The sequence below is a fragment of the Enterobacter cloacae complex sp. IR5441 genome (assembly GCF_049238215.1).
In the GTDB taxonomy this organism is placed as follows: Bacteria; Pseudomonadota; Gammaproteobacteria; order Enterobacterales; family Enterobacteriaceae; genus Enterobacter; species Enterobacter hormaechei_C.
Genome location: NZ_JBMKIA010000009.1, coordinates 51,735 through 78,588, shown reverse-complemented (window position 1 = coordinate 78,588; position 26,854 = coordinate 51,735). Strand labels below are relative to the sequence as shown.

General features: G+C 54.9%; 23 protein-coding genes. 10 read left to right on the top strand and 13 right to left on the bottom strand.

The features are described 5' to 3' along the window. Nucleotides 1-134: 134 nt before the first annotated feature. The 3 genes from aceF to pdhR all read right to left on the bottom strand — a co-directional run bounded on the left by aceF (nucleotide 135) and on the right by pdhR (nucleotide 5,596). A complete protein-coding gene (aceF, locus tag ACOTX5_RS12225) occupies nucleotides 135-2,030 on the bottom strand; it encodes a pyruvate dehydrogenase complex dihydrolipoyllysine-residue acetyltransferase (protein ID WP_017694504.1) in 1,896 nt (631 codons plus the stop codon). 14 nt (nucleotides 2,031-2,044) lie between these two features. Beyond that, nucleotides 2,045-4,708 carry a pyruvate dehydrogenase (acetyl-transferring), homodimeric type gene (gene aceE / locus ACOTX5_RS12220; RefSeq protein ID WP_003856315.1) on the bottom strand — a complete coding sequence of 888 codons (2,664 nt, stop codon included), beginning with the start codon at nucleotides 4,706-4,708 and terminating at the stop codon, nucleotides 2,045-2,047. 123 nt (nucleotides 4,709-4,831) lie between these two features. Further along, on the bottom strand, nucleotides 4,832-5,596 hold the full coding sequence (gene pdhR, locus ACOTX5_RS12215; RefSeq protein ID WP_015572686.1) for a pyruvate dehydrogenase complex transcriptional repressor PdhR: 765 nt from the start codon (nucleotides 5,594-5,596) through the stop codon (nucleotides 4,832-4,834). A 537-nt stretch (nucleotides 5,597-6,133) separates the two neighbouring features. Between pdhR and aroP the strand changes: the two genes are divergently transcribed. From aroP to ACOTX5_RS12200, 3 genes are all read left to right on the top strand, one after another. Next, nucleotides 6,134-7,504 carry an aromatic amino acid transporter AroP gene (aroP, locus tag ACOTX5_RS12210; RefSeq protein WP_045911017.1) on the top strand — a complete coding sequence of 457 codons (1,371 nt, stop codon included), beginning with the start codon at nucleotides 6,134-6,136 and terminating at the stop codon, nucleotides 7,502-7,504. 164 nt (nucleotides 7,505-7,668) lie between these two features. Next, nucleotides 7,669-9,066: a glycoside-pentoside-hexuronide (GPH):cation symporter gene (locus tag ACOTX5_RS12205; RefSeq protein ID WP_023303083.1), complete on the top strand. Its 1,398-nt coding sequence runs from the start codon at nucleotides 7,669-7,671 to the stop codon at nucleotides 9,064-9,066. A gap of 10 nt (nucleotides 9,067-9,076) precedes the next feature. Continuing rightward, nucleotides 9,077-10,027, top strand: coding sequence for a family 43 glycosylhydrolase (locus ACOTX5_RS12200; protein ID WP_045911016.1), 951 nt, complete (start codon nucleotides 9,077-9,079; stop codon nucleotides 10,025-10,027). A gap of 18 nt (nucleotides 10,028-10,045) precedes the next feature. On the opposite strand, the gene ampE is transcribed toward ACOTX5_RS12200, so the two are convergent. After that, nucleotides 10,046-10,900, bottom strand: a complete 855-nt coding sequence (gene ampE / locus ACOTX5_RS12195) for a beta-lactamase regulator AmpE (protein ID WP_003856320.1) — start codon at nucleotides 10,898-10,900, stop codon at nucleotides 10,046-10,048. Then, complete coding sequence (gene ampD / locus ACOTX5_RS12190; protein ID WP_063153263.1) at nucleotides 10,897-11,460, bottom strand: 1,6-anhydro-N-acetylmuramyl-L-alanine amidase AmpD; 564 nt, start codon at nucleotides 11,458-11,460, stop codon at nucleotides 10,897-10,899. Before ampD ends, ampE begins: the two co-directional genes overlap by 4 nt. Before the next feature lie 87 nt (nucleotides 11,461-11,547). Between ampD and nadC the strand changes: the two genes are divergently transcribed. The 4 genes from nadC (at nucleotide 11,548) to hofC (ending at nucleotide 15,619) form a co-directional block, all read left to right on the top strand. After that, entirely contained in the window at nucleotides 11,548-12,441 is an 894-nt protein-coding gene (nadC, locus tag ACOTX5_RS12185) for a carboxylating nicotinate-nucleotide diphosphorylase (protein WP_015572681.1), read from the top strand. A gap of 174 nt (nucleotides 12,442-12,615) precedes the next feature. Further along, nucleotides 12,616-13,053: a prepilin peptidase-dependent pilin gene (gene ppdD, locus ACOTX5_RS12180; RefSeq protein WP_015572680.1), complete on the top strand. Its 438-nt coding sequence runs from the start codon at nucleotides 12,616-12,618 to the stop codon at nucleotides 13,051-13,053. Between the two features lie 12 nt (nucleotides 13,054-13,065). Then, nucleotides 13,066-14,445: a type II secretion system protein GspE gene (gspE, locus tag ACOTX5_RS12175; RefSeq protein WP_045911014.1), complete on the top strand. Its 1,380-nt coding sequence runs from the start codon at nucleotides 13,066-13,068 to the stop codon at nucleotides 14,443-14,445. Beyond that, the gene (gene hofC / locus ACOTX5_RS12170; RefSeq protein ID WP_045911013.1) at nucleotides 14,435-15,619 is read left to right on the top strand and encodes a protein transport protein HofC; all 1,185 of its coding nucleotides are present in this window, start codon (nucleotides 14,435-14,437) and stop codon (nucleotides 15,617-15,619) included. The genes gspE and hofC overlap by 11 nt, the downstream gene beginning before the upstream one ends. 33 nt (nucleotides 15,620-15,652) lie before the next feature. Here hofC and ACOTX5_RS12165 read toward each other — a convergent pair whose 3' ends face one another. Next, complete coding sequence (locus ACOTX5_RS12165) at nucleotides 15,653-16,696, bottom strand: GMP reductase (protein WP_234101236.1); 1,044 nt, start codon at nucleotides 16,694-16,696, stop codon at nucleotides 15,653-15,655. A gap of 228 nt (nucleotides 16,697-16,924) precedes the next feature. Here ACOTX5_RS12165 and coaE point away from each other — a divergent pair, with 228 nt between their 5' ends. The 3 genes from coaE to yacG are packed head-to-tail and all read left to right on the top strand — an operon-like array spanning nucleotide 16,925 to nucleotide 18,492. After that, nucleotides 16,925-17,545, top strand: coding sequence for a dephospho-CoA kinase (coaE, locus tag ACOTX5_RS12160; protein ID WP_032103181.1), 621 nt, complete (start codon nucleotides 16,925-16,927; stop codon nucleotides 17,543-17,545). Beyond that, a complete protein-coding gene (gene zapD, locus ACOTX5_RS12155; protein WP_015572676.1) occupies nucleotides 17,545-18,288 on the top strand; it encodes a cell division protein ZapD in 744 nt (247 codons plus the stop codon). Before coaE ends, zapD begins: the two co-directional genes overlap by 1 nt. Nucleotides 18,289-18,297: 9 nt before the next feature. Continuing rightward, nucleotides 18,298-18,492, top strand: coding sequence for a DNA gyrase inhibitor YacG (gene yacG, locus ACOTX5_RS12150; RefSeq protein WP_015572675.1), 195 nt, complete (start codon nucleotides 18,298-18,300; stop codon nucleotides 18,490-18,492). Between the two features lie 34 nt (nucleotides 18,493-18,526). Here the strand turns inward: yacG and mutT are convergent, their stop codons facing one another. The 7 genes from mutT to ftsQ form a co-directional block, all read right to left on the bottom strand. Further along, on the bottom strand, nucleotides 18,527-18,919 hold the full coding sequence (gene mutT, locus ACOTX5_RS12145) for an 8-oxo-dGTP diphosphatase MutT (protein WP_026080649.1): 393 nt from the start codon (nucleotides 18,917-18,919) through the stop codon (nucleotides 18,527-18,529). A gap of 57 nt (nucleotides 18,920-18,976) precedes the next feature. After that, nucleotides 18,977-21,682 carry a preprotein translocase subunit SecA gene (gene secA / locus ACOTX5_RS12140; protein WP_015572673.1) on the bottom strand — a complete coding sequence of 902 codons (2,706 nt, stop codon included), beginning with the start codon at nucleotides 21,680-21,682 and terminating at the stop codon, nucleotides 18,977-18,979. Nucleotides 21,683-21,740: 58 nt separating this feature from the next. Next, a complete protein-coding gene (gene secM / locus ACOTX5_RS12135) occupies nucleotides 21,741-22,244 on the bottom strand; it encodes a secA translation cis-regulator SecM (RefSeq protein WP_045911042.1) in 504 nt (167 codons plus the stop codon). A gap of 280 nt (nucleotides 22,245-22,524) precedes the next feature. Next, a complete protein-coding gene (lpxC, locus tag ACOTX5_RS12130) occupies nucleotides 22,525-23,442 on the bottom strand; it encodes a UDP-3-O-acyl-N-acetylglucosamine deacetylase (protein ID WP_003856337.1) in 918 nt (305 codons plus the stop codon). 101 nt (nucleotides 23,443-23,543) lie between these two features. Next, nucleotides 23,544-24,695 carry a cell division protein FtsZ gene (gene ftsZ / locus ACOTX5_RS12125; protein ID WP_003856338.1) on the bottom strand — a complete coding sequence of 384 codons (1,152 nt, stop codon included), beginning with the start codon at nucleotides 24,693-24,695 and terminating at the stop codon, nucleotides 23,544-23,546. Between the two features lie 63 nt (nucleotides 24,696-24,758). Further along, entirely contained in the window at nucleotides 24,759-26,015 is a 1,257-nt protein-coding gene (gene ftsA, locus ACOTX5_RS12120) for a cell division protein FtsA (protein WP_003856340.1), read from the bottom strand. Beyond that, the gene (ftsQ, locus tag ACOTX5_RS12115) at nucleotides 26,012-26,854 is read right to left on the bottom strand and encodes a cell division protein FtsQ (RefSeq protein ID WP_003856342.1); all 843 of its coding nucleotides are present in this window, start codon (nucleotides 26,852-26,854) and stop codon (nucleotides 26,012-26,014) included. The genes ftsA and ftsQ overlap by 4 nt, the downstream gene beginning before the upstream one ends.

Sequence of the window (26,854 nt, the reverse complement as noted above, 5' to 3'; positions counted from 1 at the left end):
TATCCGCCCGTATTTTACAAAATTGTTAACAATTTTGAAACAACAAACGGCTCACGAATTATCGCTTTCACCAATAACCTCAAAAACCCCATGAGATTATCAGAAAAAAGCCGGCCGACTGGCCGGCTTTTCGATTACATCACCAGGCGGCGAATGTCGCTCAGCATGTTGTTGATGATGGTGATGAAACGCGCACCATCAGCCCCGTCGATCACGCGGTGGTCGAAGGACAGAGAGATTGGCATCATCAGACGCGGCACGAACTCTTTGCCATTCCATACCGGCTCCATCGCGGACTTGGACACACCGAGGATAGCCACTTCCGGCGCGTTCACAATCGGCGCGAAGTGGGTGGTACCCAGGCCGCCGATGCTGGAGATAGTGAAGCAGCCGCCCTGCATTTCGCCGGCAGTCAGCTTACCATCACGCGCTTTTTTGGAGATGGTGGTCAGTTCACGGGACAGCTCAGTGACGCTCTTCTTGTTCACGTCTTTGAAGACCGGAACAACCAGACCATTTGGCGTATCAACCGCAACACCGATGTTGATGTATTTCTTCAGCGTCAGCTTCTGGCCGTCTTCGGACAGGGAGCTGTTGAAGCGAGGCATCTGCTCAAGGGCAGCGGCAACCGCTTTCATGATGAAGACCACTGGAGTGAACTTCACGTCCAGCTTACGCTTCTCAGCTTCGGCGTTCTGCTGTTTACGGAACGCTTCCAGATCGGTGATATCGGTCTTATCGAAGTGGGTAACGTGCGGGATCATTACCCAGTTACGGCTCAGGTTCGCACCCGAGATTTTCTGGATACGGCCCAGTTCCACTTCTTCGATTTCACCGAACTTGCTGAAGTCCACTTTCGGCCATGGCAGCATGCCCGGGATACCGCCACCGGCAGCAGCAGGTGCAGCTTCGGCGCGTTTCACCGCATCTTTCACGTAAGCCTGAACGTCTTCGCGCAGGATACGGCCTTTACGACCAGTGCCCTTCACTTTCGCCAGGTTCACACCGAATTCGCGCGCCAGGCGACGAATCAGCGGAGTCGCGTGGACGTAAGCGTCGTTTTCAGCGAACTCAGATTTTTCTGCTTTAGCAGCAGGGGCAGCAGCCGGTTTAGCAGCCTGAGCCGGTGCAGCAGCCGGTGCCGGAGCAGCCGCGGCAGCTGGAGCGGCGGCAGGTGCTGCGCCTTCCACTTCGAAGACCATGATCAGAGAGCCGGTAGATACTTTGTCGCCGGTGTTGATTTTGATCTCTTTAACGGTACCGGCGAACGGCGCAGGCACTTCCATAGAAGCTTTGTCGCCTTCAACGGTGATCAGTGACTGTTCAGCAGCAACTTTGTCGCCCACTTTTACCATCACTTCGGTCACTTCAACTTCGTCACCGCCGATGTCCGGTACGTTAACGTCTTTCACGCCGCCAGCAGCCGCTGGTGCAGCAGCCGGAGCCGGAGCAGCTTCCGCTTTCGCTGGAGCCGCAGCGCCTTCAGCGCCCGCCACTTCGAAGATCATGATAAGCGACCCGGTAGACACTTTGTCACCGGTGTTGATCTTGATCTCTTTAACGGTACCCGCGAACGGTGCCGGCACTTCCATAGAGGCTTTGTCGCCTTCTACGGTGATCAGTGACTGCTCGGCCGCAACGGTATCGCCCACTTTCACCAGGATTTCAGTGACTTCAACTTCGTCACCGCCGATGTCAGGCACGTTCACTTCTTTCGCTGCCGCGGCCGCTGCTGGAGCAGCAGCAGGTGCTGCTTCTTTCTTCTCTTCCTGCGCAGGTGCAGCAGCTGCTGCACCGTCGGCGGAATCGAAAATCATGATCAGTTTACCGGTCTCGGTTTTATCGCCAACAGAGACTTTGATCTCTTTAACAATGCCAGCCTGAGGAGACGGGACTTCCATAGAAGCTTTGTCGCCTTCTACGGTGATCAGCGACTGTTCAGCTTCAACTTTGTCGCCCACTTTGACCAGGATCTCGGTGATTTCAACTTCATCAGCCCCGATGTCCGGTACATTGATTTCGATAGCCATTATTCTTTTACCTCTTACGCCAGACGCGGGTTAACTTTATCTGCATCGATGTTGAATTTGGTGATTGCGTCTGCAACCACTTTCTTATCGATTTCGCCACGTTTAGCCAGTTCGCCCAGTGCTGCTACTACCACGTAGGAAGCATCAACTTCGAAGTGGTGACGCAGGTTTTCGCGGCTGTCAGAACGACCGAAGCCGTCAGTACCCAGTACGCGATAATCATCAGCTGGAACGTAAGTACGAACCTGCTCAGCGAACAGTTTCATATAGTCAGTAGACGCCACCGCTGGCGCGTCGTTCATCACCTGAGCGATGTACGGAACGCGTGGGGTTTCCATTGGGTGCAGCATGTTCCAGCGCTCACAATCCTGGCCATCACGCGCCAGTTCAGTGAAGGAGGTAACAGAGTACACATCGGAACCCACACCGTAGTCTTTCGCCAGGATCTGCGCTGCTTCACGAACGTGACGCAGGATAGAACCGGAGCCCAGCAGCTGAACTTTACCTTTGCTACCTTCGATGGTTTCGAGTTTGTAGATACCTTTACGGATACCTTCCTCGGCACCTGCTGGCATTGCCGGCATGTGGTAGTTTTCGTTCAGGGTGGTGATGTAGTAGTAAATATTCTCTTGCGCTTCACCGTACATGCGCTGCAAGCCGTCATGCATGATGACTGCCACTTCGTACGCGTAAGACGGGTCGTAAGAGATACAGTTAGGGATAGTCAGAGACTGAATGTGGCTGTGACCATCTTCGTGCTGTAGACCTTCACCGTTCAGGGTCGTACGACCAGAAGTACCACCGATCAGGAAGCCGCGAGCCTGCTGGTCGCCTGCCTGCCAGCACAGGTCACCGATACGCTGGAACCCGAACATGGAGTAGTAGATGTAGAACGGGATCATCGGCAGGTTGTTGGTGCTGTAAGAAGTCGCAGCAGCCAGCCAGGATGCGCCTGCACCCAGTTCGTTGATACCTTCCTGAAGGATCTGACCTTTCTCGTCTTCTTTGTAGTATGCAACCTGCTCACGGTCCTGCGGGGTGTACTGCTGACCGTTCGGGCTGTAGATACCGATCTGACGGAACAGACCTTCCATACCGAAAGTACGCGCTTCGTCGGCGATGATTGGAACCAGACGATCTTTGATCGACTTGTTCTTCAGCATCACGTTCAGGGCACGAACGAAAGCGATAGTGGTAGAGATCTCTTTGTTCTGCTCTTCCAGCAGCTGAGAGAAATCTTCCAGCGCTGGCAGTTCCAGCTTCTCGGTGAAGTTAGGCTGACGAGCAGGCAGGTAGCCTTTCAGCGCCTGACGACGTTCGTGCAGGTACTTGTGCTCTTCAGAACCTTCCGGGAAGGTGATGTAAGACAGTTTTTCTACCTGCTCATCGGTCACTGGAACGTTGAAACGGTCGCGGATATAACGCACGCCGTCCATGTTCATTTTCTTAACCTGGTGAGCGATGTTTTTACCTTCTGCGGTATCACCCATGCCGTAACCTTTGATGGTGTGGGCCAGGATCACAGTCGCTTTACCTTTGGTTTCACGCGCTTTTTTCAGTGCAGCGTAAACTTTCTTCGGATCGTGACCACCGCGGTTCAGCGCCCAGATCTGCTCGTCAGTCCAGTCTGCAACCAGGGCTGCGGTTTCAGGATATTTGCCGAAGAAGTGCTCACGAACGTAGGCACCGTCTTTGGATTTGAAGGTCTGGTAGTCGCCGTCAACGGTTTCGTTCATCAGCTGGATCAGTTTACCGCTGGTGTCTTTACGCAGCAGCTCATCCCAACGACCGCCCCACATCACTTTGATCACGTTCCAGCCAGCACCTGCGAAGATGCCTTCCAGTTCGTTGATGATCTTGCCGTTACCGGTTACCGGACCATCCAGACGTTGCAGGTTACAGTTGATGATGAAGCACAGGTTGTCCAGCTTCTCACGGGTCGCGATGGTGATCGCGCCTTTAGATTCTGGCTCATCCATTTCACCGTCGCCCAGGAAGGCGTAAACGGTCTGCTCAGAGGTGTCTTTCAGACCACGGTGTTCCAGGTACTTCAGGAATTTAGCCTGATAGATCGCACCGATTGGACCCAGACCCATAGATACGGTCGGGAACTGCCAGAACTCAGGCATCAGTTTAGGGTGCGGGTAAGAAGACAGACCCTTACCGTGAACTTCCTGACGGAAGTTGTTCATCTGCTCTTCAGTCAGACGACCTTCCAGGAAGGCACGTGCATAGATGCCCGGAGAGATGTGGCCCTGGAAGTACACCAGATCGCCGCCATCTTTCTCGTTAGCTGCACGGAAGAAGTGGTTGAAGCACACTTCGTAAATGGTCGCAGAAGACTGGAAGGACGCCATGTGGCCACCCAGTTCCAGGTCTTTCTTGGATGCGCGCAGAACGGTCATGATGGCGTTCCAGCGGATAGCAGAACGGATACGGCGTTCCAGATCCAGATTGCCCGGGTATTCCGGTTCGTCTTCGACGGCAATCGTGTTTACGTAGTTGCTAGCCCCTGCACCTGAAGCCACTTTCACGCCGCCTTTGCGTGCTTCTGAAAGCAGCTGATCAATCAGATACTGAGCGCGCTCAACACCTTCTTCACGGATGACCGATTCGATCGCCTGTAGCCAGTCGCGAGTTTCGATCGGATCCACGTCATTTTGGAGACGTTCTGACATGGGGGTATTCCTTATCTATCTAATACGTTGATTTGTCTGGAACCTGTCCCATTGTATTTTCGCCAGAAAACACAATAAGACAGGTTCTGCGTTTAGTTGCCGCGCTCTAAAAGTACCTGGCGCTTAATCCTTTCGTTGCTGTATGCGGCGTAATGAACGTTCGCGACGCGATTGTTCACGGCTGCGGTCCAGCAAGATTTCCTCAATGAAAGCCAGATGGCGGTGCGACGCTTCGCGCGCCTGCTCCGGTTCCCCGGCCATTATCGCCTCGAATACTCGGGTGCGATGGTTGCTTACCAGCGGGAGCATCTCCCGACGGGCATACAACAATTCAAAATTCTGACGAACGTTCTGGGCCAGCATCGGCTCCATGCAGCGTAGCAGATGGAGGAGCACCACGTTGTGCGCCGCTTCGGTGACGGCAATTTGATACTGGACGACGGCATTGGACTCGGCGTCTAAATCGCCGGACTGCTGTGCCCGTTCAATGGCCTGATGCAGCTCGCGAATACGTACGCGGTCTTCATCAGTGCTGCGAAGGGCGGCGTAATAAGCCGCGATACCTTCCAGCGCGTGACGGGTCTCAAGCAGATCAAACTGGGATTCTGGGTGGTCAGAGAGAAGTTCTACCAGCGGGTCGCTGAAGCTCTGCCACAGGCTGTTTTGCACAAAGGTTCCGCCACCCTGGCGACGGAGCAACAGGCCCTTTGCTTCGAGACGTTGAATCGCCTCACGCAGAGAGGGGCGTGAAACGTCGAACTGTTTTGCCAGCTCGCGTTCTGGCGGGAGCTTCTCGCCCGGGCGCAGTGTCCCTTCGAGAATCAAAAACTCCAGCTGCTGCTCAATCACATCAGAAAGTTTTGGTTGGCGAATTTTGCTGTAGGCCATATTCCCTGTCTTACGCCTTTTTGCCCGGAGTCAATTGGTCTTACCAATTTCATGTTCGTATCGCTAAAGTAACAAAGTATTCACCTTCTGTCCATATTGGTTTTGATTGAAATCAGTAAACCCGGCACATTTTAACAACCTTACAGAACTAACGTTTCAGGAATGTAACTTTGCACAAATGAAATGGTTACTACCAAAGAGGCAGTTTTAACCATAATGAAACGAGGGCTTTTGCAATCTGAAGCGATTCAACAAGGCAAAAAATGAAAATTCGCCCTCTTCTGACGCATTTCTATTCTATAGGTTGGGGTATGAGGGGTTAACGTACCGATTTACAATTGGTTTCTTTTTATTCAAGTCGTCTTCATCCCTTCATAAAGCAGGTGCATTCGCTGGCGCTTACCACTATTCTTGCGCTAACGGAAGCCATCTCCGCTTTTTTCGGTATCGTTAACCGTAAAGAAATAAATACAGAATATGGACTTTCATAATTACACACGCACAGCGTGAACATAACAACCACACACGAGGTTTCAAATGGAAGCTCAACAGCATGGCGATCAGCTAAAGCGCGGCCTTAAAAACCGCCATATTCAGCTCATCGCCCTGGGCGGTGCTATTGGTACTGGCCTGTTTCTGGGCAGTGCATCGGTTATCCAGTCGGCCGGTCCGGGCATTATTCTGGGGTACGCGATTGCGGGTTTTATTGCATTTCTGATTATGCGCCAGTTAGGTGAAATGGTTGTTGAGGAGCCGGTCGCAGGCTCATTCAGCCACTTCGCCTATAAATACTGGGGCAGCTTCGCAGGTTTCGCCTCGGGGTGGAACTACTGGGTTCTGTACGTTCTGGTTGCCATGGCCGAGCTGACCGCCGTTGGGAAATACATTCAGTTCTGGTACCCGGAGATCCCCACCTGGGCGTCTGCGGCGGCCTTCTTCGTCATTATCAATGCCATTAACCTGACCAACGTAAAAGTGTTTGGTGAGATGGAGTTCTGGTTTGCCATCATCAAAGTGATTGCCGTTGTAGCGATGATCATCTTCGGCGGCTGGCTGCTGTTCAGCGGCAACGGCGGTCAGCAGGCCACCGTGCGCAACCTTTGGGAGCAAGGCGGGTTCCTGCCGCACGGCATGACCGGTCTGGTGATGATGATGGCAATTATCATGTTCTCCTTCGGCGGTCTGGAGCTGGTGGGCATCACCGCCGCGGAAGCCGACAACCCGGAGCAGAGCATCCCGAAAGCCACTAACCAGGTTATCTACCGTATTCTGATCTTCTATGTGGGCTCCCTGGCGGTCCTGCTCTCCCTGCTGCCATGGACGCGCGTGACGGCGGATACCAGCCCGTTTGTGCTCATCTTCCACGAGCTGGGCGACACCTTCGTGGCGAACGCGCTCAACGTCGTGGTGCTGACCGCCGCGCTCTCCGTTTATAACAGCTGCGTTTACTGCAACAGCCGTATGCTGTTCGGCCTGGCGCAACAGGGCAACGCACCGAAAGCGCTGCTTACCGTTGATAAGCGTGGCGTACCGGTTAATACCATCATCGTGTCGGCGGTCGTGACGGCGCTGTGCGTTCTGATTAACTACCTGGCACCGGAATCTGCCTTCGGTCTGCTGATGGCGCTGGTGGTTTCCGCGCTGGTGATTAACTGGGCGATGATTAGCCTCGCGCACATCAAGTTCCGCCGCGCCAAGCACCAGCAGGGCGTAACCACGCGCTTCCCTGCCCTGCTCTATCCGCTGGGGAACTGGGTTTGCCTGCTGTTCATGGCAGCTGTGCTGGTCATCATGCTCATCACCCCAGGCATGGCGATTTCCGTCTACCTGATCCCGGTCTGGATTGCGATCCTCGGCGTGGGTTATATGGTGAAACAGAAAAATGCCAAAACGGTGAAAGCGCACTAAGTGTTTTCTCGCTGTACTCGCGGTTGCGGGTACAGCGTCTTGTTACCTTCCTCACAAATTCGCGCCTACAGCAAAATCCTCCATATCACCGCCTTTATATTGCAACGCATATATTCGTTTGCCAGCGAATAATTCTCTCCATACCGAAACCCGGAGAGCTGTCGATGAATAACAACAAACTGTCAGTAAAAGAAAAGATCGGCTATGGCATGGGTGACGCCGGATGCAACATTATCTTTGGCGCCATCATGTTATTTGTTAACTACTTTTATACGGATATTTTTGGTCTGGCTCCTGCACTGGTTGGCGTTTTACTCCTGTCCGTACGCGTCATTGATGCCATCACGGACCCAATTATGGGCGCGATTGCCGACCGTACCCGCAGCAAATATGGCCGGTTTCGTCCATGGCTGCTGTGGATTGCCTTCCCCTATGCGCTGTTCAGCATTCTGATGTTCACCACGCCGGAGTGGAGCTATAACAGCAAAGTTATCTATGCCTTTGTCACCTACTTCCTGCTGTCGCTGACCTATACGGCTATCAACATTCCCTACTGCTCGCTGGGCGGAGTGATCACCAACGACCCGAAAGAGCGCGTTGCCTGCCAGTCCTACCGTTTTGTTATGGTTGGTATCGCCACTCTGCTGCTGTCGCTAACGCTCCTGCCGATGGCCGACTGGTTCGGTGGGGATAACAAAGCCAAAGGCTACCAGATGGCGATGACCGTGCTGGCGCTGATTGGTACCTGCATGTTCCTGTTCTGCTTCGCCACGGTGCGCGAGCGCGTGCGTCCGGCGGTGCAAACCCATGACGAACTGAAAAACGACCTGAAAGACGTGTGGAAGAACGACCAGTGGGTGCGGATCCTGCTGTTAACCCTGTGCAACGTCTGCCCTGGCTTTATCCGCATGGCGGCCACCATGTATTACGTCACCTGGGTCATGGGGCAAAGCACCCATTTCGCCACGCTGTTTATCAGCCTGGGCGTGGTCGGCATGATGTTCGGCAGTATGCTGGCGAAAGTGCTGACCGACCGCTGGTGTAAGCTGAAGGTCTTCTTCTGGACCAACATCGTGCTGGCGATTTTCTCCTGCGCCTTTTACTTCTTCGACCCGAAAGCGACGACAACTATTGTCGTGCTCTACGTCCTGCTGAACATCCTGCACCAGATCCCGTCACCGCTGCACTGGTCCCTGATGGCCGACGTGGATGACTACGGCGAGTGGAAAACCGGGAAACGCATCACCGGGATCAGCTTCTCCGGCAACATCTTCTTCCTGAAGCTGGGTCTGGCGATTGCCGGGGCAATGGTCGGCTTCCTGCTCTCCTGGTACGGCTACGACGCGGGCGCAAAAGCGCAGAGCGCGGACGCCATCAACGGGATCGTGCTGCTGTTTACCGTCATTCCCGGCATTGGATACTTAATTACCGCGGGCGTAGTACGTCTGCTGAAAGTGGACCGTGAGACCATGAAGCAGATCCAGTCCGATCTGGAAAAGCGTCGCACCAACTATCGCGAGCTGAACGATTATCAGGAACTCAAAGCCGCTGAGACTAAATAAGGAAAGCCGAATGCAAACCTGGCCAAACCCGTTTATTGAACAACGCGCCGACCCGTATATCCTGCGTCACGATGGGCAATATTACTTTATCGCCTCCGTACCGGAGTACGATCGGCTGGCGATCCGCTGCGCGGACTCGCTGGAAGGTTTACGCGATGCCGAAGAGGTGGTTGTCTGGCGCAAGCCCGACACCGGCCCGTTGAGCCAGCTGATCTGGGCACCGGAGCTGCATCATATCGACGGCAGGTGGTACATCTATTTTGCCGCCACGCATACCCAAGCGCTTGATCAGCTCGGGATGTTCCAGCATCGCATGTTTGCCATTGAATGCGCAGACGGCGATCCGCTCACCGGTACGTGGGTGGAAAAAGGGCAAATCAAAACCCCGTTTGACACCTTCGCGCTGGATGCAACCACCTTTGTTCATCAGGGTAAACGCTGGTATCTGTGGGCGCAAAAAGCCCCGGATATTTCCGGTAACTCCAATCTTTACCTGTGTGAAATGGAAAATCCGTGGACGCTGAAAGGCGAGCCGGTGATGCTCAGTAAACCGGAATATGACTGGGAGTGCCGTGGGTTCTGGGTCAACGAAGGCCCGGCGGTGCTGTTCCATGGCGATAAGCTGTTTATCAGCTATTCCGCCAGCGCCACCGACGAGAACTACTGCATGGGATTACTGTGGGCAGACCTGAATGCCGATCCGCAAAACCCGGCTAACTGGCATAAATCCCCGCGCCCGGTGTTTGTCACCAGCTACGAAAACCGTCAGTATGGGCCAGGCCATAACAGCTTTACGCAGACGCCGGAAGGCGAAGATGTGCTGGTCTACCACGCGCGAAACTACACTGAAATTGAAGGCGATCCGCTTTACGATCCCAATCGCCATACTCGCCTGAAACTCATCCGCTGGAACGAAAACGGGATGCCTGATTTCGGCATCCCGCCCGCAGATACGCTGTAACGGCTTCGGCGCGCTGGCTTAAACCAGCGTGCCGTAAATCGTCAGCAGCGCCACAATCACCACCACCACAAACGACGTTTTCTTTGCCATCGAGACGGCAGCCTTTGGCGTTGCGACTTTATCCGTGTGCGGCTCACGCGCCAGCGAGAACTGTGCCAGTCGGGTTAAAACCTGATACTGCGAGGTATGGCGGTCTGCAAGGGAGACAAACCACGCGGGCAGCGCCTTTTCACCGTGACCGATGAGGGCATAGACCACGCCTACCAGACGCACCGGAAGCCAGTCGAGCACGTGCAGGATGGCATCAATGCCGGACTGTAGACGTTCATGCGGCGTAAGATAGCGGGCAAGCCAGGTCTGCCAGGCGCGCAGGAACGCATAACCCATCAGCAGTACCGGCCCCCAGGGTCCGCCCACCACGAACCAGAACAGCGGCGCCAGGTAGTAACGGAAGTTGATCCACAGCAGCGCGTTTTGCAGCTCCCGCAGAAACTCGCGTTCATCGCAGTCCGGCGGTACGCCGTGGATCATCGTCAGCTCGCTCGCCATCGCGCCGCGCGCGTGGGCATCATCCCGGGAAGCGGCTTTCAGATACGCGTGATAGTGCAAACGCACCTTGCCCGCGCCAATACACAGCACGCCGAGCAGGATCCACACCACCAGCAGCGGCACGTTGAAAAAGAGGCCGTAAAGCGAGCGCAGCAACAGGAACGTAATCGCCATCACGCCTGCCGCCATCAGCAACGTGCGCAGCATGGAAAAATGCCTGATGCGGCGGAATAACACCTCCAGCCGATGATCCAGATGCCAGTGCTCGCCGAGCTTAAACAGGCGTTCAGCGATCATAACCAGCAGCATGGTAAACAACGTCATGTTATCTCCTTATCTGACGACGTGGTAAGCATGGCGTGAAACCGGGACCAGTCAAACGCCGGGCCGGGGTCGGTTTTTCTTTCGGGGGCGATGTCGCTGTGCCCTGTAATATTGTCTGCAATGGCGGGATAGCGCCCGATTAACGTTTGCGTTACAGCAACCAGTTTCTCATATTGCGCATCGGTGTAAGGCGTGGTGTCCGTTCCTTCCAGTTCAATTCCAATGGAGAAATCATTGCACCGCTCGCGCCCCTGATACATCGACACGCCGGCATGCCAGGCACGCTTATCAAAAGGAACATACTGAACCACTTCGCCATCACGACGGATCAGACAGTGCGCCGATACGCGCAGATGCGCAATCTCAGCGAAGAAGGGGTGGGCATCGGGATCTATCGTTCCAGTGAATAACGCATCGATCCACGGACCGCCAAACTCACCCGGCGGGAAACTAATATTGTGAACCACCAGCAGTGTGGGCTTTTCATCCTCCGGGCGGCAGTCGTGGTGCGGCGACGGTACATGCCGCGCGTCCACCAGCCATCCGTTTTCTAACAACATGCTGGAACTCCTTATCTATGGTGCTGTTACTCGGTTCAGAGTAGCATGTTTCAATATTATGATTCGTTACCAATTTGGAGTTTTATCATGCCGCCTCGCCGCTATAACCCCGACCACCGACGTGACGCGCTTCTGGAACGTATTAATAGTGATATCCCGGCAAGCGTTGCCCATGCCCTGAAAGAAGATCTCGGCGGCGACGTCAGCGCCGATAACGATATTACCGCCCAATTGTTGCCAAAAGAGACACGCTCGCATGCGGTGATCATCACCCGCGAAGCGGGGGTTTTCTGCGGCAAACGCTGGGTTGAAGAGGTCTTTACCCAGCTGGCAGGCGACGAGGTGCAGGTAACATGGCACGTTGAAGACGGTGATGCGGTCACGGCGAATCAGCCACTGTTCGAGCTGGACGGCCCGTCCCGCGTCTTGCTGACCGGTGAACGCACCGCGCTCAATTTTGTGCAAACGCTCTCTGGCGTTGCCAGTGAAGTACGCCGCTACGTTGACCTGCTGGCAGGCACCCGCACGCAGCTGCTGGATACCCGTAAAACCCTGCCGGGCCTGCGCACCGCGCTGAAATACGCGGTACTCTGCGGTGGCGGCGCCAACCATCGTCTGGGGCTATCCGATGCCTTCCTGATCAAAGAGAACCACATTATTGCCTCTGGCTCGGTGCGTCAGGCCGTGGAAAAAGCCTTCTGGCTACATCCGGATGTGCCGGTCGAAGTGGAAGTGGAAACGCTGGAGGAGCTGGACGAGGCCATTAAAGCGGGGGCTGACATCATCATGCTCGATAACTTCGACACGGAGCAGATGCGTGAAGCGGTCAAACGCACAAACGGCCAGGCGCAGCTTGAGGTGTCCGGCAACGTGACGTTCGACACCATCCGCGAATTTGCTGAAACCGGCGTCGATTACATCTCCGTTGGCGCCCTGACCAAGCACGTCCGCGCCCTCGACCTCTCGATGCGCTTCAAATAAATTATCCTCCCCTCTCCGCCCGGAGAGGGGAAATACGAAACCGCTCGCAATTACGCTGTCCTTCTCTGCAACACTGGATCATTTCCCTGAAAGCCCCTTCACGTTCACGCTTTTGTCCCTCGTTTCTGCATGCTGGCACTGCCACAGTAGCGCCACTTAACGTAAGGAGCAGACATGAACAGACAACAAGGATTTACCCTGATTGAGCTAATGGTGGTCATTGGCATTATTGCCATCCTGAGCGCCATTGGCGTTCCGGCCTATCAGAACTACCTGCGAAAAGCGGCGCTCACCGATATGCTGCAAACGTTCATCCCCTACCGCACCGCCATTGAGCTTTGCGCCCTGGATCGTGGTGGTGTGGATAGCTGCGACGCAGGCACCAATGGCATCCCCTCCCCGACAACCACACGTTACGTTTCAGCGATGAGCGTGGCAAAGGGGGCCGTATCGTTAACAGGGCAGGAAAGCCTTAACGGACTTGAAGTGCTCATGACACCGATCTGGAGCGACGGTAACGGTATGACGGGCTGGACGCGTGACTGCAAAATTGCGTCCGACACGGCGCTCAGACAAGCCTGTGAAGATGTTTTCCGCTTCGACAACAACTGACAGGAGTGGACAATGAATACCGAACAGCTAATGACGCTCTGTCAGCGCCATCACGCACTGCTACTCGCAAGCGACACCGATATGATCAGCATTGCGGTGGTGGGTAATCCTGCCTCTGAGCTGATGGAAGCGTTACGCTTCGCCACGCAGAAGCGTATTGATATTGAGTGCTGGACGGCAGAACGGATGGAAAAACGGCTTCAGTCCGTCTCATCATCACACCTGCCGGGCATAGCGCCAAACTCAGCCGCTGACGTGCTCAGTACAACCTTGCAGCAGGCAGTAAACCAGCGGGCTTCTGACATCCATATTGAACCGACGGAGCACGGCTACCAGATCCGTTTGCGAATCGACGGTGTTCTCTACCCGCAACTGCCGATCTCTGCCGCCCTCGGGACGACGCTTGCCGCACGCCTGAAGGTGCTGGGTCAACTGGATATTGCGGAGCGCCGCCTGCCGCAGGACGGCCAGTTTACGGTGGAGCTGGCAAGCGTCCCCGTCTCTTTTCGTATCGCAACCCTTCCCTGTAGTGGTGGAGAAAAAATCGTGCTTCGTCTGCTTCACCAGGTACAGCAGGCACTGGAGCTTGAACAGCTGGGGATGAGCGCAGACCAGCAGGCCCGTTTTGCCGGGGCGCTTAACAGCCCTCAGGGGTTGATTCTGGTCACCGGCCCGACCGGTAGCGGGAAAACGGTGACGCTGTACAGCGCGTTACAGGCGCGAAATACCCCTGACGTCAATATTTGCAGCGTGGAAGATCCCGTTGAAATCCCGCTTGCAGGCTTAAACCAGACGCAGATTAATCCGCGCGCTGAGCTGACCTTTCAGAGCGTGCTGCGTGCCCTGCTCAGGCAGGATCCTGACATCATTATGGTGGGTGAAATTCGTGACGGCGAAACGGCAGAAATTGCCATTAAGGCGGCGCAAACCGGGCATCTGGTGCTGTCCACCCTCCATACTAATTCGACGACTGAAACGCTGGTACGGCTGCAACAGATGGGCGTCGCGCGCTGGATGATCTCTTCGGCGCTCTCGATGGTGATTGCCCAGCGACTGGTGCGCCGTTTATGTCCGTACTGCCGACAGGAAGCCAGCCGCCACACCGAATTACCCCGCACGCTGTGGCCCCGGCCGCTTCCTCGCTGGCAACCCACCGGCTGCGATCGCTGCTACCACGGTTTTTATGGTCGCGTAGCCATTTTTGAAGTGCTCGTCATCGACGACACGCTGCGGCAGGCCATCGCCAGCGGAGCAAGCACGGAGGTGATTGGGTCCAGCGCTCGTCAGGCGGGAATGACCTCTTTGTTTGAGCATGGCTGCATGGCCGTAGAGCAAGGGCTGACCACGCTCGAAGAGCTGTTGCGCGTCCTGGGAATGCCCGATGGCTGCTAATTCGCTCTGGCGCTGGCGTGCCCTGAACACCGAGGGGGAGGTGCAAACCGGCACCCTCTGGGCCATCGACCGTGGCGCAGCTTACACGGCTCTGGTGCTTAAACAACTGCACCCGCTGGCGCTAAAACGCTGTCAGCAGCGCCACCGATGGCAGGTGCAGCACTGCTACGATATTTTTCGCCAGCTCGCCACGCTGCTACAGGCTGGACTCACGCTATCCCAAAGCCTGCACATGCTGGCGGAACAGCATCCTTTGCAGCACTGGCAGGCGCTGCTGCACAGTCTTGCTGATGACCTGAGCGAAGGTTGCGCCCTGTCAGAGGCCATGAAGAAATGGCCAGAGGTGTTTAGCCCTCTTTATGTCTCAATGGTGAAGACGGGTGAGCTGACGGGTAAGCTCGAAGCCTGCTGCCGTCAGCTTGCGCAGCAACAAAAATCCCAGCAGCAGCTCAGTGCGAAGGTGAAGAAAGCGCTGCGCTATCCGCTGATCATCCTGACGCTGGCCGTTTTCGTGGTGCTGGCGATGGTCACGCTGGTTTTGCCTGAGTTTGCTGCAATCTACAAAACGTTCAACACCCCGCTCCCTTTGCTCACGCAGGCAGTCATGGGGCTGGCGGCCTTGGTTCAGGCGCATATCCTCACCCTTTTGACCCTGCTCGTGGCAATGGTTGTCATCGCCTGTAAGCTGCGGCGGCATCCACGCTGGCAGTATGTTTTGTTACACGTACCGGTGATGGGCACGCTGACGCGCGGGCAAAAACTGGGACAGATTTTTACCGTGCTGTCATTAACCCAGCAGGCCGGAATTGCCTTTTTACAAGGACTGGAGAGTGTGGAGGAGACCGTTGAGAGGGGCTACTGGCAGGAGAAACTCCGTGAGATACGCAGCGATATCGAACAGGGGATGCCCGTGTGGTCCTCCTTCAAGAAGGCCTCTGTTTTTACGCCACTGTGTATTCAGCTCATTCGCACCGGAGAAGTGTCGGGTTCACTGGATGTGATGCTGATGAATCTGGCCCGCCACCATACGGAACAGACATTTCAGCAGGCAGACAATCTGGCGGCGCTTCTTGAGCCTTTGCTACTGGTCGTGACGGGTCTGATTATCGGCACGCTGGTGGTGGCAATGTATTTGCCGATTTTCCATCTGGGGGATGCAATGAGCGCGGGGTAACGCTGGCGCACGGACGCGCGCCAGCCGTAGCCGTCAGAGGCTATTAAATACGCGGTTTTCCTGCTCCTGAACGCGGATAAACGTCGTGCGTTTCGTCAGCTCTTTCAGGCGGGAAGCACCAACGTAGGTGCAGGCAGAACGCAGACCGCCGAGGATATCGCGCGCCGTGTTTTTGACCGGACCACGCAGTGGCAGCTTAACGGTTTTGCCTTCCGCCGCACGGTATTTCGCGACACCGCCCACGTGACGGGTCATCGCGGATTCAGAGCTCATTCCGTAGAACAGCATGAACTTCTCACCGTTTTCTTCCACCACGGTACCGCCGCTCTCTTCGTGGCCTGCCAGCATGCCGCCGAGCATCACGAAATCCGCGCCGCCGCCGAAGGCTTTCGCGACATCGCCTGGCATGGTGCAGCCACCGTCGCTGATGATCTGGCCGCCCAGACCGTGCGCAGCGTCAGCGCATTCAATTACCGCAGACAGCTGCGGATAACCCACACCGGTTTTCACGCGCGTGGTGCAAACGGACCCCGGGCCAATGCCAACTTTCACAATGTCGGCCCCGGAGAGTATCAGCTCTTCACACATTTCACCGGTCACCACGTTGCCCGCGATGATGGTTTTGGTTGGCCAGGTCTCACGTGCCTTGCTGACGAACTGAACGAAATGCTCGGAATAACCATTTGCCACGTCAATGCAGACAAAATTCAGCGCTGGATTGGCGTTCAGGATCTGTTTGGTTTTCTCGAAATCTGCATCAGAGGTACCGGTCGAGACCATCACATGCTTCACCACGTCAGCCGAGGCGGAGGCGACAAACGCATCCCACTCTTCAGCGCTGTAGTGTTTGTGTACCGCAGTAAGGATGTCGAATTGCGCCAGTGCGGTCGCCATCTCGAAGGTCCCGACGGTATCCATGTTGGCCGCGATAATCGGCACGCCAGACCACGTCTGACCGGAATGCTTAAAGGTGAATTGACGTTCGAGTTCAACGTCTGAGCGACTTTTCAGTGTAGAGCGTTTAGGGCGGATAAGAACGTCTTTGAAACCTAACTTCAGATCTTCTTCGATACGCATGTGCGGATTCCTGGGGTTAGAGGCAAATATATTAAAAGCACAACTCCAGTGACGCTATCATACGCACTAATACCTGCTCCGCAAGACTGCGAAATTCTCTTTTTTTACGCTACAATCCTATAAATTTACCTGGTAAAAAGCGGGTAAAGAGAGCTAAACATTGGCTGTTGTAAGTTTGAATTTTAAGCAACTGATTTTAAAACTGAATAATTCCCAGGATCTGATTTAATGGGGTATATCGTCGCATTAACCGGCGGCATCGGTAGTGGTAAAAGCACCGTTGCGCACGCGTTTGCTCGTCTCGGCATCACGATTATCGACGCCGATATCATTGCCCGTCAGGTGGTAGAACCCAATACACCCGCCTTAAACGCCATCGAAGCGCATTTTGGTCGCCCCGTGATACAGGCTGACGGCACCCTGAATCGTCGGCAGCTGCGTGAGTGCATATTTTCCGATCCAGCGGAAAAAGCCTGGCTTAATGCCCTGCTCCACCCCATTATCCACCAGGAAACTCAGCGTCAGATTGCCGCAGCCAGTTCGCCCTATGTGTTGTGGGTGGTCCCGTTACTGGTGGAAAATCAGCTTCAAAATAAAGCAGACAGAACGCTGGTGATTGACGTTTCCCGCGAAACGCAAATCCAGAGAACCATGGCGCGTGACCATGTTTCTCGCGAGCATGCTGAACAAATTCTTGCCGCACAGGCCACGCGCGAAGCGCGCCTCGCCATTGCGGATGATGTTATTGATAATAACGGCGCACCAGATGCCATTGCATCGGATGTTGCTCGTCTGCACGCGCAGTATCTGACCTTCGCCGCGCAGGCCGTTGCACAGGAAAAACCATAATGTCGACTCATATCCTTTTTGAGCACCCGCTTAACGAAAAAATGCGTACCTGGCTACGCATAGAATTTCTTATTCAACAGCTTTCACAACATCTGCCTGTCAACGATCACGCCACCGCGCTGCATTTTTTCCGCAACGTGGGCGATCTGCTGGATGTGATTGAACGCGGCGACGTCCGCACTGAGCTGTTGAAAGAGCTGGAGCGCCAGCAGCGTAAATTACAGGCCTGGGCCGAAGTACCGGGCGTGGATCAAAGTCGAATTGACGCTTTACGCCAGCAGCTGAAAAACAGCAGCACGACGCTGATGGCCGCGCCGCGCGTTGGCCAGTTTTTACGAGAGGATCGTCTGATTGCGCTGGTGCGCCAGCGCCTGAGCATACCGGGCGGATGCTGTAGCTTTGACCTGCCGACGCTGCATATGTGGCTGCACATGCCGCAGGAACAGCGCGATCGCCAGGTGAACAGCTGGCTGGGCAGTCTGGAGCCGATGAATCAGACGTTATCCCTGATCCTCGATCTTGTGCGTAACTCGGCCCCGTTCCGCAAACAAACCAGTCTCAACGGTTTTTATCAGGATAACGGTGACGACGCCGATCTTCTGCGCCTGAATCTGTCTCTTGGCGAGCAGCTTTACCCGCAAATTTCCGGACATAAAAGCCGTTTCGCGATCCGCTTTATGCCGCTGGACAGTGAACATGGCACCGTGCCGGAACGCCTCGATTTTGAACTGGCCTGTTGTTAAGGAGTGCCAATGTCTGACGTAACCACCGTAAACTGCCCAACCTGTGGGAAAACTGTCGTCTGGGGAGACGTAAGTCCATTTCGCCCATTCTGCTGTAAGCGCTGTCAGCTTATAGACCTGGGCGAATGGGCGGCGGAAGAGAAACGCATTCCGAGCGAAGGCGATCTCTCGGATAGCGATGACTGGAGCGAAAACCAGCAGTAACGTTCAAAGCCTGCTGGCGCGTCGCTTAGCAGGCCTACGGTTGTGCGGCCAGCCGGAGGATCACAGGCTCATTGGCAGGCGGGAATTTTTCCGCATCACTGGCCTGAAGCTCAATCCAGTTACCCGGCTGCCCCTCTTTTCCCCACGGCTCACCTTCCCAGTTTTCAACCAGCCAGAACCACAGCGTGATGTGACGATCCGGAAACTGGTACTCCAGCTTATCGAACAGCGTTGCGCCAAGCGGGGTGATCCCCACCTCTTCCTGAAGCTCACGCACCAGCGCCTGCTCCGGCGTTTCACCTGATTCGATTTTTCCGCCGGGGAATTCCCATTTGTTGGCCATATGCGCATCGGCGGCACGTTGGGTAATGAAGATCTGATTTTGCGGGTTGCGAATGATCCCGACAGCAATTTGCAGTGTTTTCATCATGTCACTTCCATAAAAAAGGCGCAGATATCTGCGCCTTTTCAGTTTGTTATGTTCTTAACTCAGACGGCCGTGGCACGCCTTGTATTTTTTGCCGGAACCGCATGGGCACGGATCGTTACGACCGACTTTACGATCGCCCGTCTGCGCTGCGATTGCCGCTGCGGCTTCGCTTTCATCGGTCTGATGGCTCAGCTGCTGCATCTGTGCCAGACGCTCGGCTTCTTCACGACGCTGCTGCTCCATCGCTTCCACTTCTTCCGGCATACGCACCTGAACTTTGCTCAGGGTACTGATGACTTCATACTTCAGCGACTCCAGCATGGCAGCAAACATGGAGAAGGATTCACGCTTGTACTCCTGCTTCGGATCTTTCTGCGCATAACCACGCAGGTGGATACCCTGACGCAGGTAGTCCATTGCCGCCAGATGCTCTTTCCACAGGGAGTCCAGGGTCTGCAACATTACGCCTTTCTCAAAGTGACGCATCATCTCTGCGCCAACCACTTCTTCCTTACGCTTGTAGACGTCCAGCGCGGTTTCGTAGATACGCTCGCGCAGGGTCTCTTCGTGCAACTCAGGCTCTTTGTCCAGCCACTCTTTGATTGGCAGTTCGAGATCGAAGTCGTTTTTCAGACGTTCCTGCAAACCTTCGATATCCCACATCTCTTCCAGAGACTGCGGCGGAATGTGCGCGTCGATAGTGGCTTTGAACACATCTTCGCGAATGCTGTTGATGGTTTCGCTCACGTCGGACACGTCCAGCAGTTCGTTACGCTGGGTGTAGATCGCACGACGCTGGTCGTTGGCAACGTCATCATATTCCAGCAGCTGCTTACGAATATCGAAGTTGCGGCTTTCTACTTTACGCTGGGCGTTGGCAATCGCTTTGGTAACCCACGGGTGCTCGATCGCTTCGCCAGGTTTCATGCCCAGTTTACGCATCATGCCGGACACACGGTCAGAGGCGAAAATACGCATCAGCGCATCTTCCATAGACAGATAGAAGCGGGAAGAACCGGCATCACCCTGACGACCTGCACGACCGCGCAGCTGGTTATCGATACGACGGGATTCATGACGCTCGGTACCAATGATGTGCAGACCACCGGATGCCAGCACCGCGTCGTGACGCACCTGCCAGTCGGCTTTGATCTGCGCGATTTGCTCTGGGGTTGGGTTTTCCAGCTCCGCCACTTCGGCCTGCCAGCTACCGCCGAGCATAATATCGGTACCACGACCCGCCATGTTGGTGGCGATGGTTACGGCAGCCGGGTAACCGGCCTGCGCAACGATATCTGCTTCTTTAGCGTGGAACTTGGCGTTCAGAACGTTGTGTTTGATGCCTGCTTTGGTCAGCTCGTTGGATACCACTTCGGATTTCTCGATGGAGATGGTCCCCACCAGTACCGGCTGGCCCTTCGCGGTACGTTCGCGAATATCTTCAATGATCGCCTGAATTTTTTCCGCTTCAGTCATGTATACCAGGTCCGGCATATCCTTACGGATCATCGGACGGTTGGTAGGTACTACCACGGTATCCAGCTTATAGATGGAGCTGAACTCAAACGCTTCGGTATCTGCGGTACCGGTCATCCCCGCCAGCTTCTCGTACAGACGGAAGTAGTTCTGGAAGGTGATGGATGCCAGCGTCTGGTTTTCGTTTTGAATATCCACGCCTTCTTTCGCTTCCACGGCCTGGTGCAGGCCATCGGACCAGCGACGTCCCTGCATAGTACGGCCGGTGTGTTCATCGACGATGATGACTTCGCCGTCTTTAACAATGTAGTCAACGTCGCGGGTGAAAAGGGCGTGCGCGCGCAGTGCGGCCGTTACGTGGTGCATCAGCATGATGTTGCTCGGGGAGTACAGAGACTCGCCCTCTTCCATAATGCCTTCAGCCACCAGCAACTCTTCGATTTTCACCAGGCCGCGTTCGGTCAGGTTGACCTGACGCGCTTTTTCATCCACGGAGAAGTGACCTTCCCCCTGGAAAGTATCGGAGTCTTCTTTCTCCTGACGCAGCAGGTGAGGAATGATTTTGTCGACTTTACGGTACATCTCGGAGCTGTCTTCGGCCGGGCCGGAGATGATCAGCGGGGTACGCGCTTCATCGATCAGAATGGAGTCAACCTCATCCACCAGCGCATAGTGCAGTTTACGCTGGACGCGCTCTTCCGGGCTGAACGCCATGTTGTCGCGCAGGTAGTCGAAGCCGTATTCGTTGTTGGTGCCGTAGGTGATATCTGCGTTATAGGCTTCACGCTTGGCAGGTGCCGGCAGGCCGGACATGTTAATGCCCACGGTCATGCCGAGGAATTCGAACAGTGGACGGTTGTTTTCTGCGTCGCGCTGCGCCAGATAGTCGTTGACGGTAACAACGTGAACGCCCTTACCCGTCAGCGCATTCAGGTAAGCCGGCAGCGTTGCCGTCAGGGTTTTACCTTCACCGGTACGCATTTCCGCGATGCAGCGCTCGTTGAGCACCATCCCGCCCAGCAGCTGCACGTCGAAGTGACGCATGCCGAACACGCGTTTACTGGCCTCACGTACAACGGCGAAGGCTTCCGGGATCAGGCTTTCTAAGGTTTCACCTTTCTCCAGACGCGCACGGAACTCCGCGGTTTTCGCTTTCAGCTCATCATCAGTGAGCTTCTCCATCGCCGGTTCCATACCGTTGATGACGTTCACAGCTTTGCGCATGCGGCGCAGGGTACGATCGTTACGACTACCAAAAACTTTGGTTAACAATTTGATTAGCATAATAAATTCTCAAACGCCCCAGTCGGGCAGATAAATTAAGGTATTGAAAAAGGTTAATTTAGCTGAGGCGTTGAGGCCCGGCACGGATGCCGTGAACCTGGCTAATCCATGTCGAAACAGAGAAGGATGCAGGGGAAACAAAATCCGTTTGCGCCGTCTGATTTACGGTCACTGGCGGCTGGTTGTCCTGCGTCAGAAGCGCATTAAGCGTATCGAGCAGGGCAAGATGCTGAGCCTGAACCGGCAGCGTTTGTTCCGCAACAGGCATCGTCTGTGGCGCCATCGCGAACGACAGATGGCGGATAACCGTGCGAATCGCGTGCTGCTGCCAGTAATCAACGGAGAAATTAGGACGGCGGCTAGCTTCAAGCCATGCGAGATTAGTGAAGTTAACCCGTGTGGTGAGATCGTGTTTGGTCGTCGTGGAACGTGCTGGCGTGGCCGCGTCTGCGCTGTTGCTGAGCACAGGCAAGCCGAAACTCGCCGCGACCATCCCCAATAAGAGATGCGGCCAGAAGTAACGTCTGCCAAATTGTCGCCAGCGCGTCAGTATTCCGCTCACTTGCTCCACCACGTTCGCCCGCCAGTGCAGGCTGAGTTCAGTTATTCTTTTTTAGCGCCCAGATATTACCACTAAAGCCAATACACGGCAGCAGGAATGACACCTTGCAGCAGGTAAAAACGGTCAATAATGCAGCGAACACACCGTTATTCGGCACCCGACACAGGCCAGGGGTGAGGGGGACAAATTAAAGAAGGGCAGAAATAAAAACGACTGGCTTCCCTGGTCGGAGAGAGTACCAGGTGAACCAGTCGCTTTTCTTACGAAACGGCTTTAACCGTTACGCCAGGACCATAGTCGGGGCTTTGAACGCCAGCGGCAGTTCAGCTTCGTCTTCGAAGGTCACATATTCCCAGGCTTCTTGTTTTGCCAGGACGGCCTGCAACAGTTTGTTGTTCAGTGCATGACCGGATTTAAACGCGGTAAATGCACCAATGATGTTGTGACCACACATGAAGAGGTCGCCGATCGCGTCCAGCATTTTGTGACGAACAAATTCATCTTCAAAACGCAGGCCGTCTTCGTTCAGTACGCGATAATCGTCAACAACGATGGCACAATCGAAGCTGCCGCCCAGGCACAGGCCGCGGGATTGCAGATATTCGATATCACGCATAAAGCCGAAGGTACGTGCTCGGCTGATCTGACGCATGAACGCATCCGCAGAGAAGTTCATCGCATAGCGCTGGGTGCTGGAGTCAATAGCCGGATGGTTAAAATCGATGGTGAAGTCCAACGAGAAACCATTGTACGGTTTGAATTCAGCCCATTTGTCGCCATCTTCGACGCGAACGGTCTCTTTAATGCGAACAAATTTCTTCGCGCAGTTCAGTTCTTCGATGCCGGCATCCAGCAACAAATAAACGAACGGAGCAGCACTCCCGTCCATGATCGGGATTTCTGGCGCATCGACTTCAACCATAATGTTGTCGATACCCAGACCCGCCAGGGCGGCGTTCAGGTGCTCTACGGTAGAAATCCGCACGTCATGCTCGTTCACCAGACAAGTACAGAGCATAGTATCACGCACAGATTTGGCATCGGCCGGAAAATCTACCGGTGGATTCAAGTCGGTGCGACGATAGATGACCCCGGTATTGGCCGGCGCAGGGCGTAACGTCAGTGTGACTTTCTTGCCGGTATGTAAACCGACACCCGTCGCCTGAACGATACGTTTAAGTGTCCTTTGTTTGATCATCGTATAATCTCGCCAAATTAACTATCCAACCGAGAGTGTATATCACTAACGGTGGGCCAGTTTAGCACAAAGAGCGCAAATCCCCAAATTCCAGCCAATTCTTAGTCAGCTTGCTTACGCAGGAACGCCGGGATATCCAGATAATCTGGCTCTTTTGCCGTTTGTGGAGTTGGGTCGTTCACCACTTTCGCAGCGGGTTTTTGCTCCTGAGTCAGAGGCGCCATACCGTGCTGCTGGTAACGATCCATAACCGGCTGCTGAGTCTGTTTGTTGGTCACCAGGGTGATCTCAGGACGCTTGTCCATACCGATACCGGTGGCCACAACGGTCACACGCAGTTCGTCGTTCATTTCCGGATCAAGGGACGTACCGATAACAACGGTCGCGTTGTCAGAGGCGAACGCACGGATGGTGTTACCCACGGTTTCGAACTCATCCAGACGCAGGTCAAAGCCAGCGGTAATGTTGACCAGCACGCCGCGCGCACCAGACAGATCGATATCTTCCAGCAGTGGAGAAGAGATCGCCATTTCAGCGGCTTCTTCCGCACGGTCTTCGCCGCTCGCCACGCCAGAGCCCATCATCGCGTAGCCCATCTCGGACATCACGGTGCGAACGTCTGCAAAGTCAACGTTCATCAGACCTGGACGGGTAATCAGTTCAGCAATACCCTGAACCGCGCCTTTCAGCACGTCGTTTGCCGCGCCAAAGGCGTCCAGCAGAGAGATACCGCGACCCAGCACTTTCAGCAGCTTGTCGTTCGGGATGGTAATCAGAGAGTCCACGTGCTTGGACAGCTCGGTGATACCCTGCTCCGCGAAAGCCATACGCTTCTTACCTTCAAAGTTGAAAGGCTTGGTCACGACAGCAACGGTCAGAATACCTAAATCTTTAGCGACTTCCGCTACAACGGGTGCTGCACCGGTACCTGTACCGCCGCCCATACCCGCTGCGATGAAGACCATGTCTGCACCGTCCAGTGCAGCGCGCAGCGCTTCACGATCTTCTTCTGCCGCGTTGCGGCCCACTTCCGGGTTAGCCCCTGCTCCCAGACCTTTGGTGATGCCACCACCGATCTGAATCGTCTGGCCAACAGCCGTTTTACGCAGCGCCTGCGCATCGGTGTTCACCGCGAAGAATTCAACACCTTCGATGCGCTCGCGCACCATGTGCTCTACGGCGTTACCGCCGCCGCCACCGACGCCGATGACTTTAATCACCGCGTCGTTGGTTAATTCCATAGGTTCAAACATAATCTCTCTCTCCGTTGTGCCTGTCGCCCGAGACCGCTAATTCTCTCCGGTCTCTTAAAAAAATTAAAACTCTTTTCGCAACCAGGTGTTAAGTCGTTTGACCCAAGACCCCACCGAGACGCGTTTTTCCACTTCTGCTTCACCACTCAAATGGGATTCTTTCCCGTAGTGCAGCAGGCCCACGGCCGTTGAGTAATACGGCTCCTGAGCGTAATCCGTTAAACCGGTAATATTCAGCGGCGCACCAATACGCACCTGCGTATGGAACACGCGCTGAGCGCAGGCCGCAAGACCTTCAATTTGCGCTGCCCCGCCGGTTAATACAATCCCCGCCGCGAGATGATGTTTCACACCCTGCTGGCGAAGCTGTTCCTGTAACTGCAAAATCTCTTCGTTGACCAGGTTGAGCAGCTCGGTATAACGCGGCTCAATCACCTCTGCCAGCGTCTGGCGTTGCAGGCTGCGCGGCGGTCGCCCGCCTACGCTCGGCACTTCAACGCTCTCGTCTTTGCCGACGATAGAGCCCAGCGCGCAACCATGGCGCACTTTAATCGCCTCTGCATCGCTCGGTGGCGTACCAAAGGCGTAAGCGATATCGCTGGTCACAACATTCCCGGCGTACGGGATCACTTTGGTGTGGCGTAACGCACCGCCGGTATAGACGGCCATGTCCATTGTACCACCACCAATATCGACCACACAGACGCCCAGTTCACGTTCGTCTTCGGTCAGCACGGAATAGCTCGCGGCAAGACCGGCGAAAATGAGTTGGTCAACTTTCAGGCCACAACGTTCAACGGCTTTTACAATGTTCTTCGCCATATCGTTGTGACATGTGATCAGGTGCACTTTTGCCTGCATACGCACGCCCGACAGACCGACCGGATTCTTGATGCCTTCCTGGTAGTCGATCGCGTATTCCTGCGGGATCACATGCAGCACACGGTGCTCGTCGCGAACACGCACGGATTTCGCCGTGTGGACAACGTTCTCAACGTCTTCCTGCGTCACCTCTTCTTCAGAAATCGGCACCATACCGATTTCATTCTGGCAGCTGATGTGCTTACCAGACAGGGCCAGATAGACAGAGGAAATCTGGCAATCTGCCATCAATTCAGCCTGGTCGATGGCGCGCTGAACGCATTTCACCACCGACTCAAGGTCGTTTACCCCACCTTTATCCATACCACGGGAGGGGCAGCTGCCCACACCAATGATATTGACCATACCGTCGGGCAGAACTTCCCCTACCAAAGCGGCAACCTTCGCGGTGCCAATCTCCAGTCCTACTACCAATTTTCTGTCCGTCGACTTGATCATTGTTGTTCTGCCTGTACCTGTGCCTGATTTTGTTGCTGATTAGGTTCCTCGACCGGAGCCGGCTCCCAACCGACTGCTGCGCCTGAGTCATAGCGCAAATCAACGTAGCTTATCCGTTTGCCATCCGTCTGCGCCTGCTGCTGTAAAACCGGGTAAAGTTCTACAAAACGCGCCAGACGTTTCATTGTGTCGCCGCGGCCAAGATTGAGCTTAATGCCATTCGTTAGGGTCAACTGCCAGGAACGGCGCGCCGTCATCGCAGCATCTTTTAACGTAAAGCGATCCTTAGCCAGCACCTGCCCCATCTCACGAAAACCCTGCAATACTTCGTTTTCGCTGCCTTCCGGGCCATACAACATCGGTAAATTCTGCTTGTTGACACGATCGCTCGGGACGCTGAACGAATTTCCGTCTACGTCAACCATATGCTGATCATTCCAACGCGCAATCGGCACATATTCAACCAGATGAATCTTCAATTCATCTGGCCATTGTTTTCTGACACTCGCCTGTTTTATCCACGGCAGACGTTCAATCTGACTCTGGATAATGTTGACGTCCTGCGTCATAAAGGTGCCAGGCGACCCAAGCGCCAGAATCGACTGGCGAATGTCATCGTTACGCGTGTAGTGTCGCTCCCCGGTCACCACCAGCTTCGACAGCGGCAACCGCTGCGCGTCTTCCATCCAGCCCAGCACCATCCAGCCGCTGATAAACACGGTGCACAGCACCCCGAGCAGGAAGATGATCCCTGCAAGACGCGTTCCATTACTCCGGCGCGAAGAGGAATATTCTTCTTCGTCATCGCGGTTGCGCGTGTTCAATGCAGCCTGAGACAT

Bases quoted from the DNA above. Each gene is read 5' to 3' on its own strand.
- aceF (WP_017694504.1), bottom strand. From the start codon at position 2,030: ATGGCTATCGAAATCAATGTACCGGACATCGGGGCTGATGAAGTTGAA.
- aceE (WP_003856315.1), bottom strand. From the start codon at position 4,708: ATGTCAGAACGTCTCCAAAATGACGTGGATCCGATCGAAACTCGCGAC.
- pdhR (WP_015572686.1), bottom strand. From the start codon at position 5,596: ATGGCCTACAGCAAAATTCGCCAACCAAAACTTTCTGATGTGATTGAG.
- aroP (WP_045911017.1), top strand. From the start codon at position 6,134: ATGGAAGCTCAACAGCATGGCGATCAGCTAAAGCGCGGCCTTAAAAAC.
- ACOTX5_RS12205 (WP_023303083.1), top strand. From the start codon at position 7,669: ATGAATAACAACAAACTGTCAGTAAAAGAAAAGATCGGCTATGGCATG.
- ACOTX5_RS12200 (WP_045911016.1), top strand. From the start codon at position 9,077: ATGCAAACCTGGCCAAACCCGTTTATTGAACAACGCGCCGACCCGTAT.
- ampE (WP_003856320.1), bottom strand. From the start codon at position 10,900: ATGACGTTGTTTACCATGCTGCTGGTTATGATCGCTGAACGCCTGTTT.
- ampD (WP_063153263.1), bottom strand. From the start codon at position 11,460: ATGTTGTTAGAAAACGGATGGCTGGTGGACGCGCGGCATGTACCGTCG.
- nadC (WP_015572681.1), top strand. From the start codon at position 11,548: ATGCCGCCTCGCCGCTATAACCCCGACCACCGACGTGACGCGCTTCTG.
- ppdD (WP_015572680.1), top strand. From the start codon at position 12,616: ATGAACAGACAACAAGGATTTACCCTGATTGAGCTAATGGTGGTCATT.
- gspE (WP_045911014.1), top strand. From the start codon at position 13,066: ATGAATACCGAACAGCTAATGACGCTCTGTCAGCGCCATCACGCACTG.
- hofC (WP_045911013.1), top strand. From the start codon at position 14,435: ATGGCTGCTAATTCGCTCTGGCGCTGGCGTGCCCTGAACACCGAGGGG.
- ACOTX5_RS12165 (WP_234101236.1), bottom strand. From the start codon at position 16,696: ATGCGTATCGAAGAAGATCTGAAGTTAGGTTTCAAAGACGTTCTTATC.
- coaE (WP_032103181.1), top strand. From the start codon at position 16,925: ATGGGGTATATCGTCGCATTAACCGGCGGCATCGGTAGTGGTAAAAGC.
- zapD (WP_015572676.1), top strand. From the start codon at position 17,545: ATGTCGACTCATATCCTTTTTGAGCACCCGCTTAACGAAAAAATGCGT.
- yacG (WP_015572675.1), top strand. From the start codon at position 18,298: ATGTCTGACGTAACCACCGTAAACTGCCCAACCTGTGGGAAAACTGTC.
- mutT (WP_026080649.1), bottom strand. From the start codon at position 18,919: ATGAAAACACTGCAAATTGCTGTCGGGATCATTCGCAACCCGCAAAAT.
- secA (WP_015572673.1), bottom strand. From the start codon at position 21,682: ATGCTAATCAAATTGTTAACCAAAGTTTTTGGTAGTCGTAACGATCGT.
- lpxC (WP_003856337.1), bottom strand. From the start codon at position 23,442: ATGATCAAACAAAGGACACTTAAACGTATCGTTCAGGCGACGGGTGTC.
- ftsZ (WP_003856338.1), bottom strand. From the start codon at position 24,695: ATGTTTGAACCTATGGAATTAACCAACGACGCGGTGATTAAAGTCATC.
- ftsA (WP_003856340.1), bottom strand. From the start codon at position 26,015: ATGATCAAGTCGACGGACAGAAAATTGGTAGTAGGACTGGAGATTGGC.
- ftsQ (WP_003856342.1), bottom strand. From the start codon at position 26,854: ATGTCTCAGGCTGCATTGAACACGCGCAACCGCGATGACGAAGAAGAA.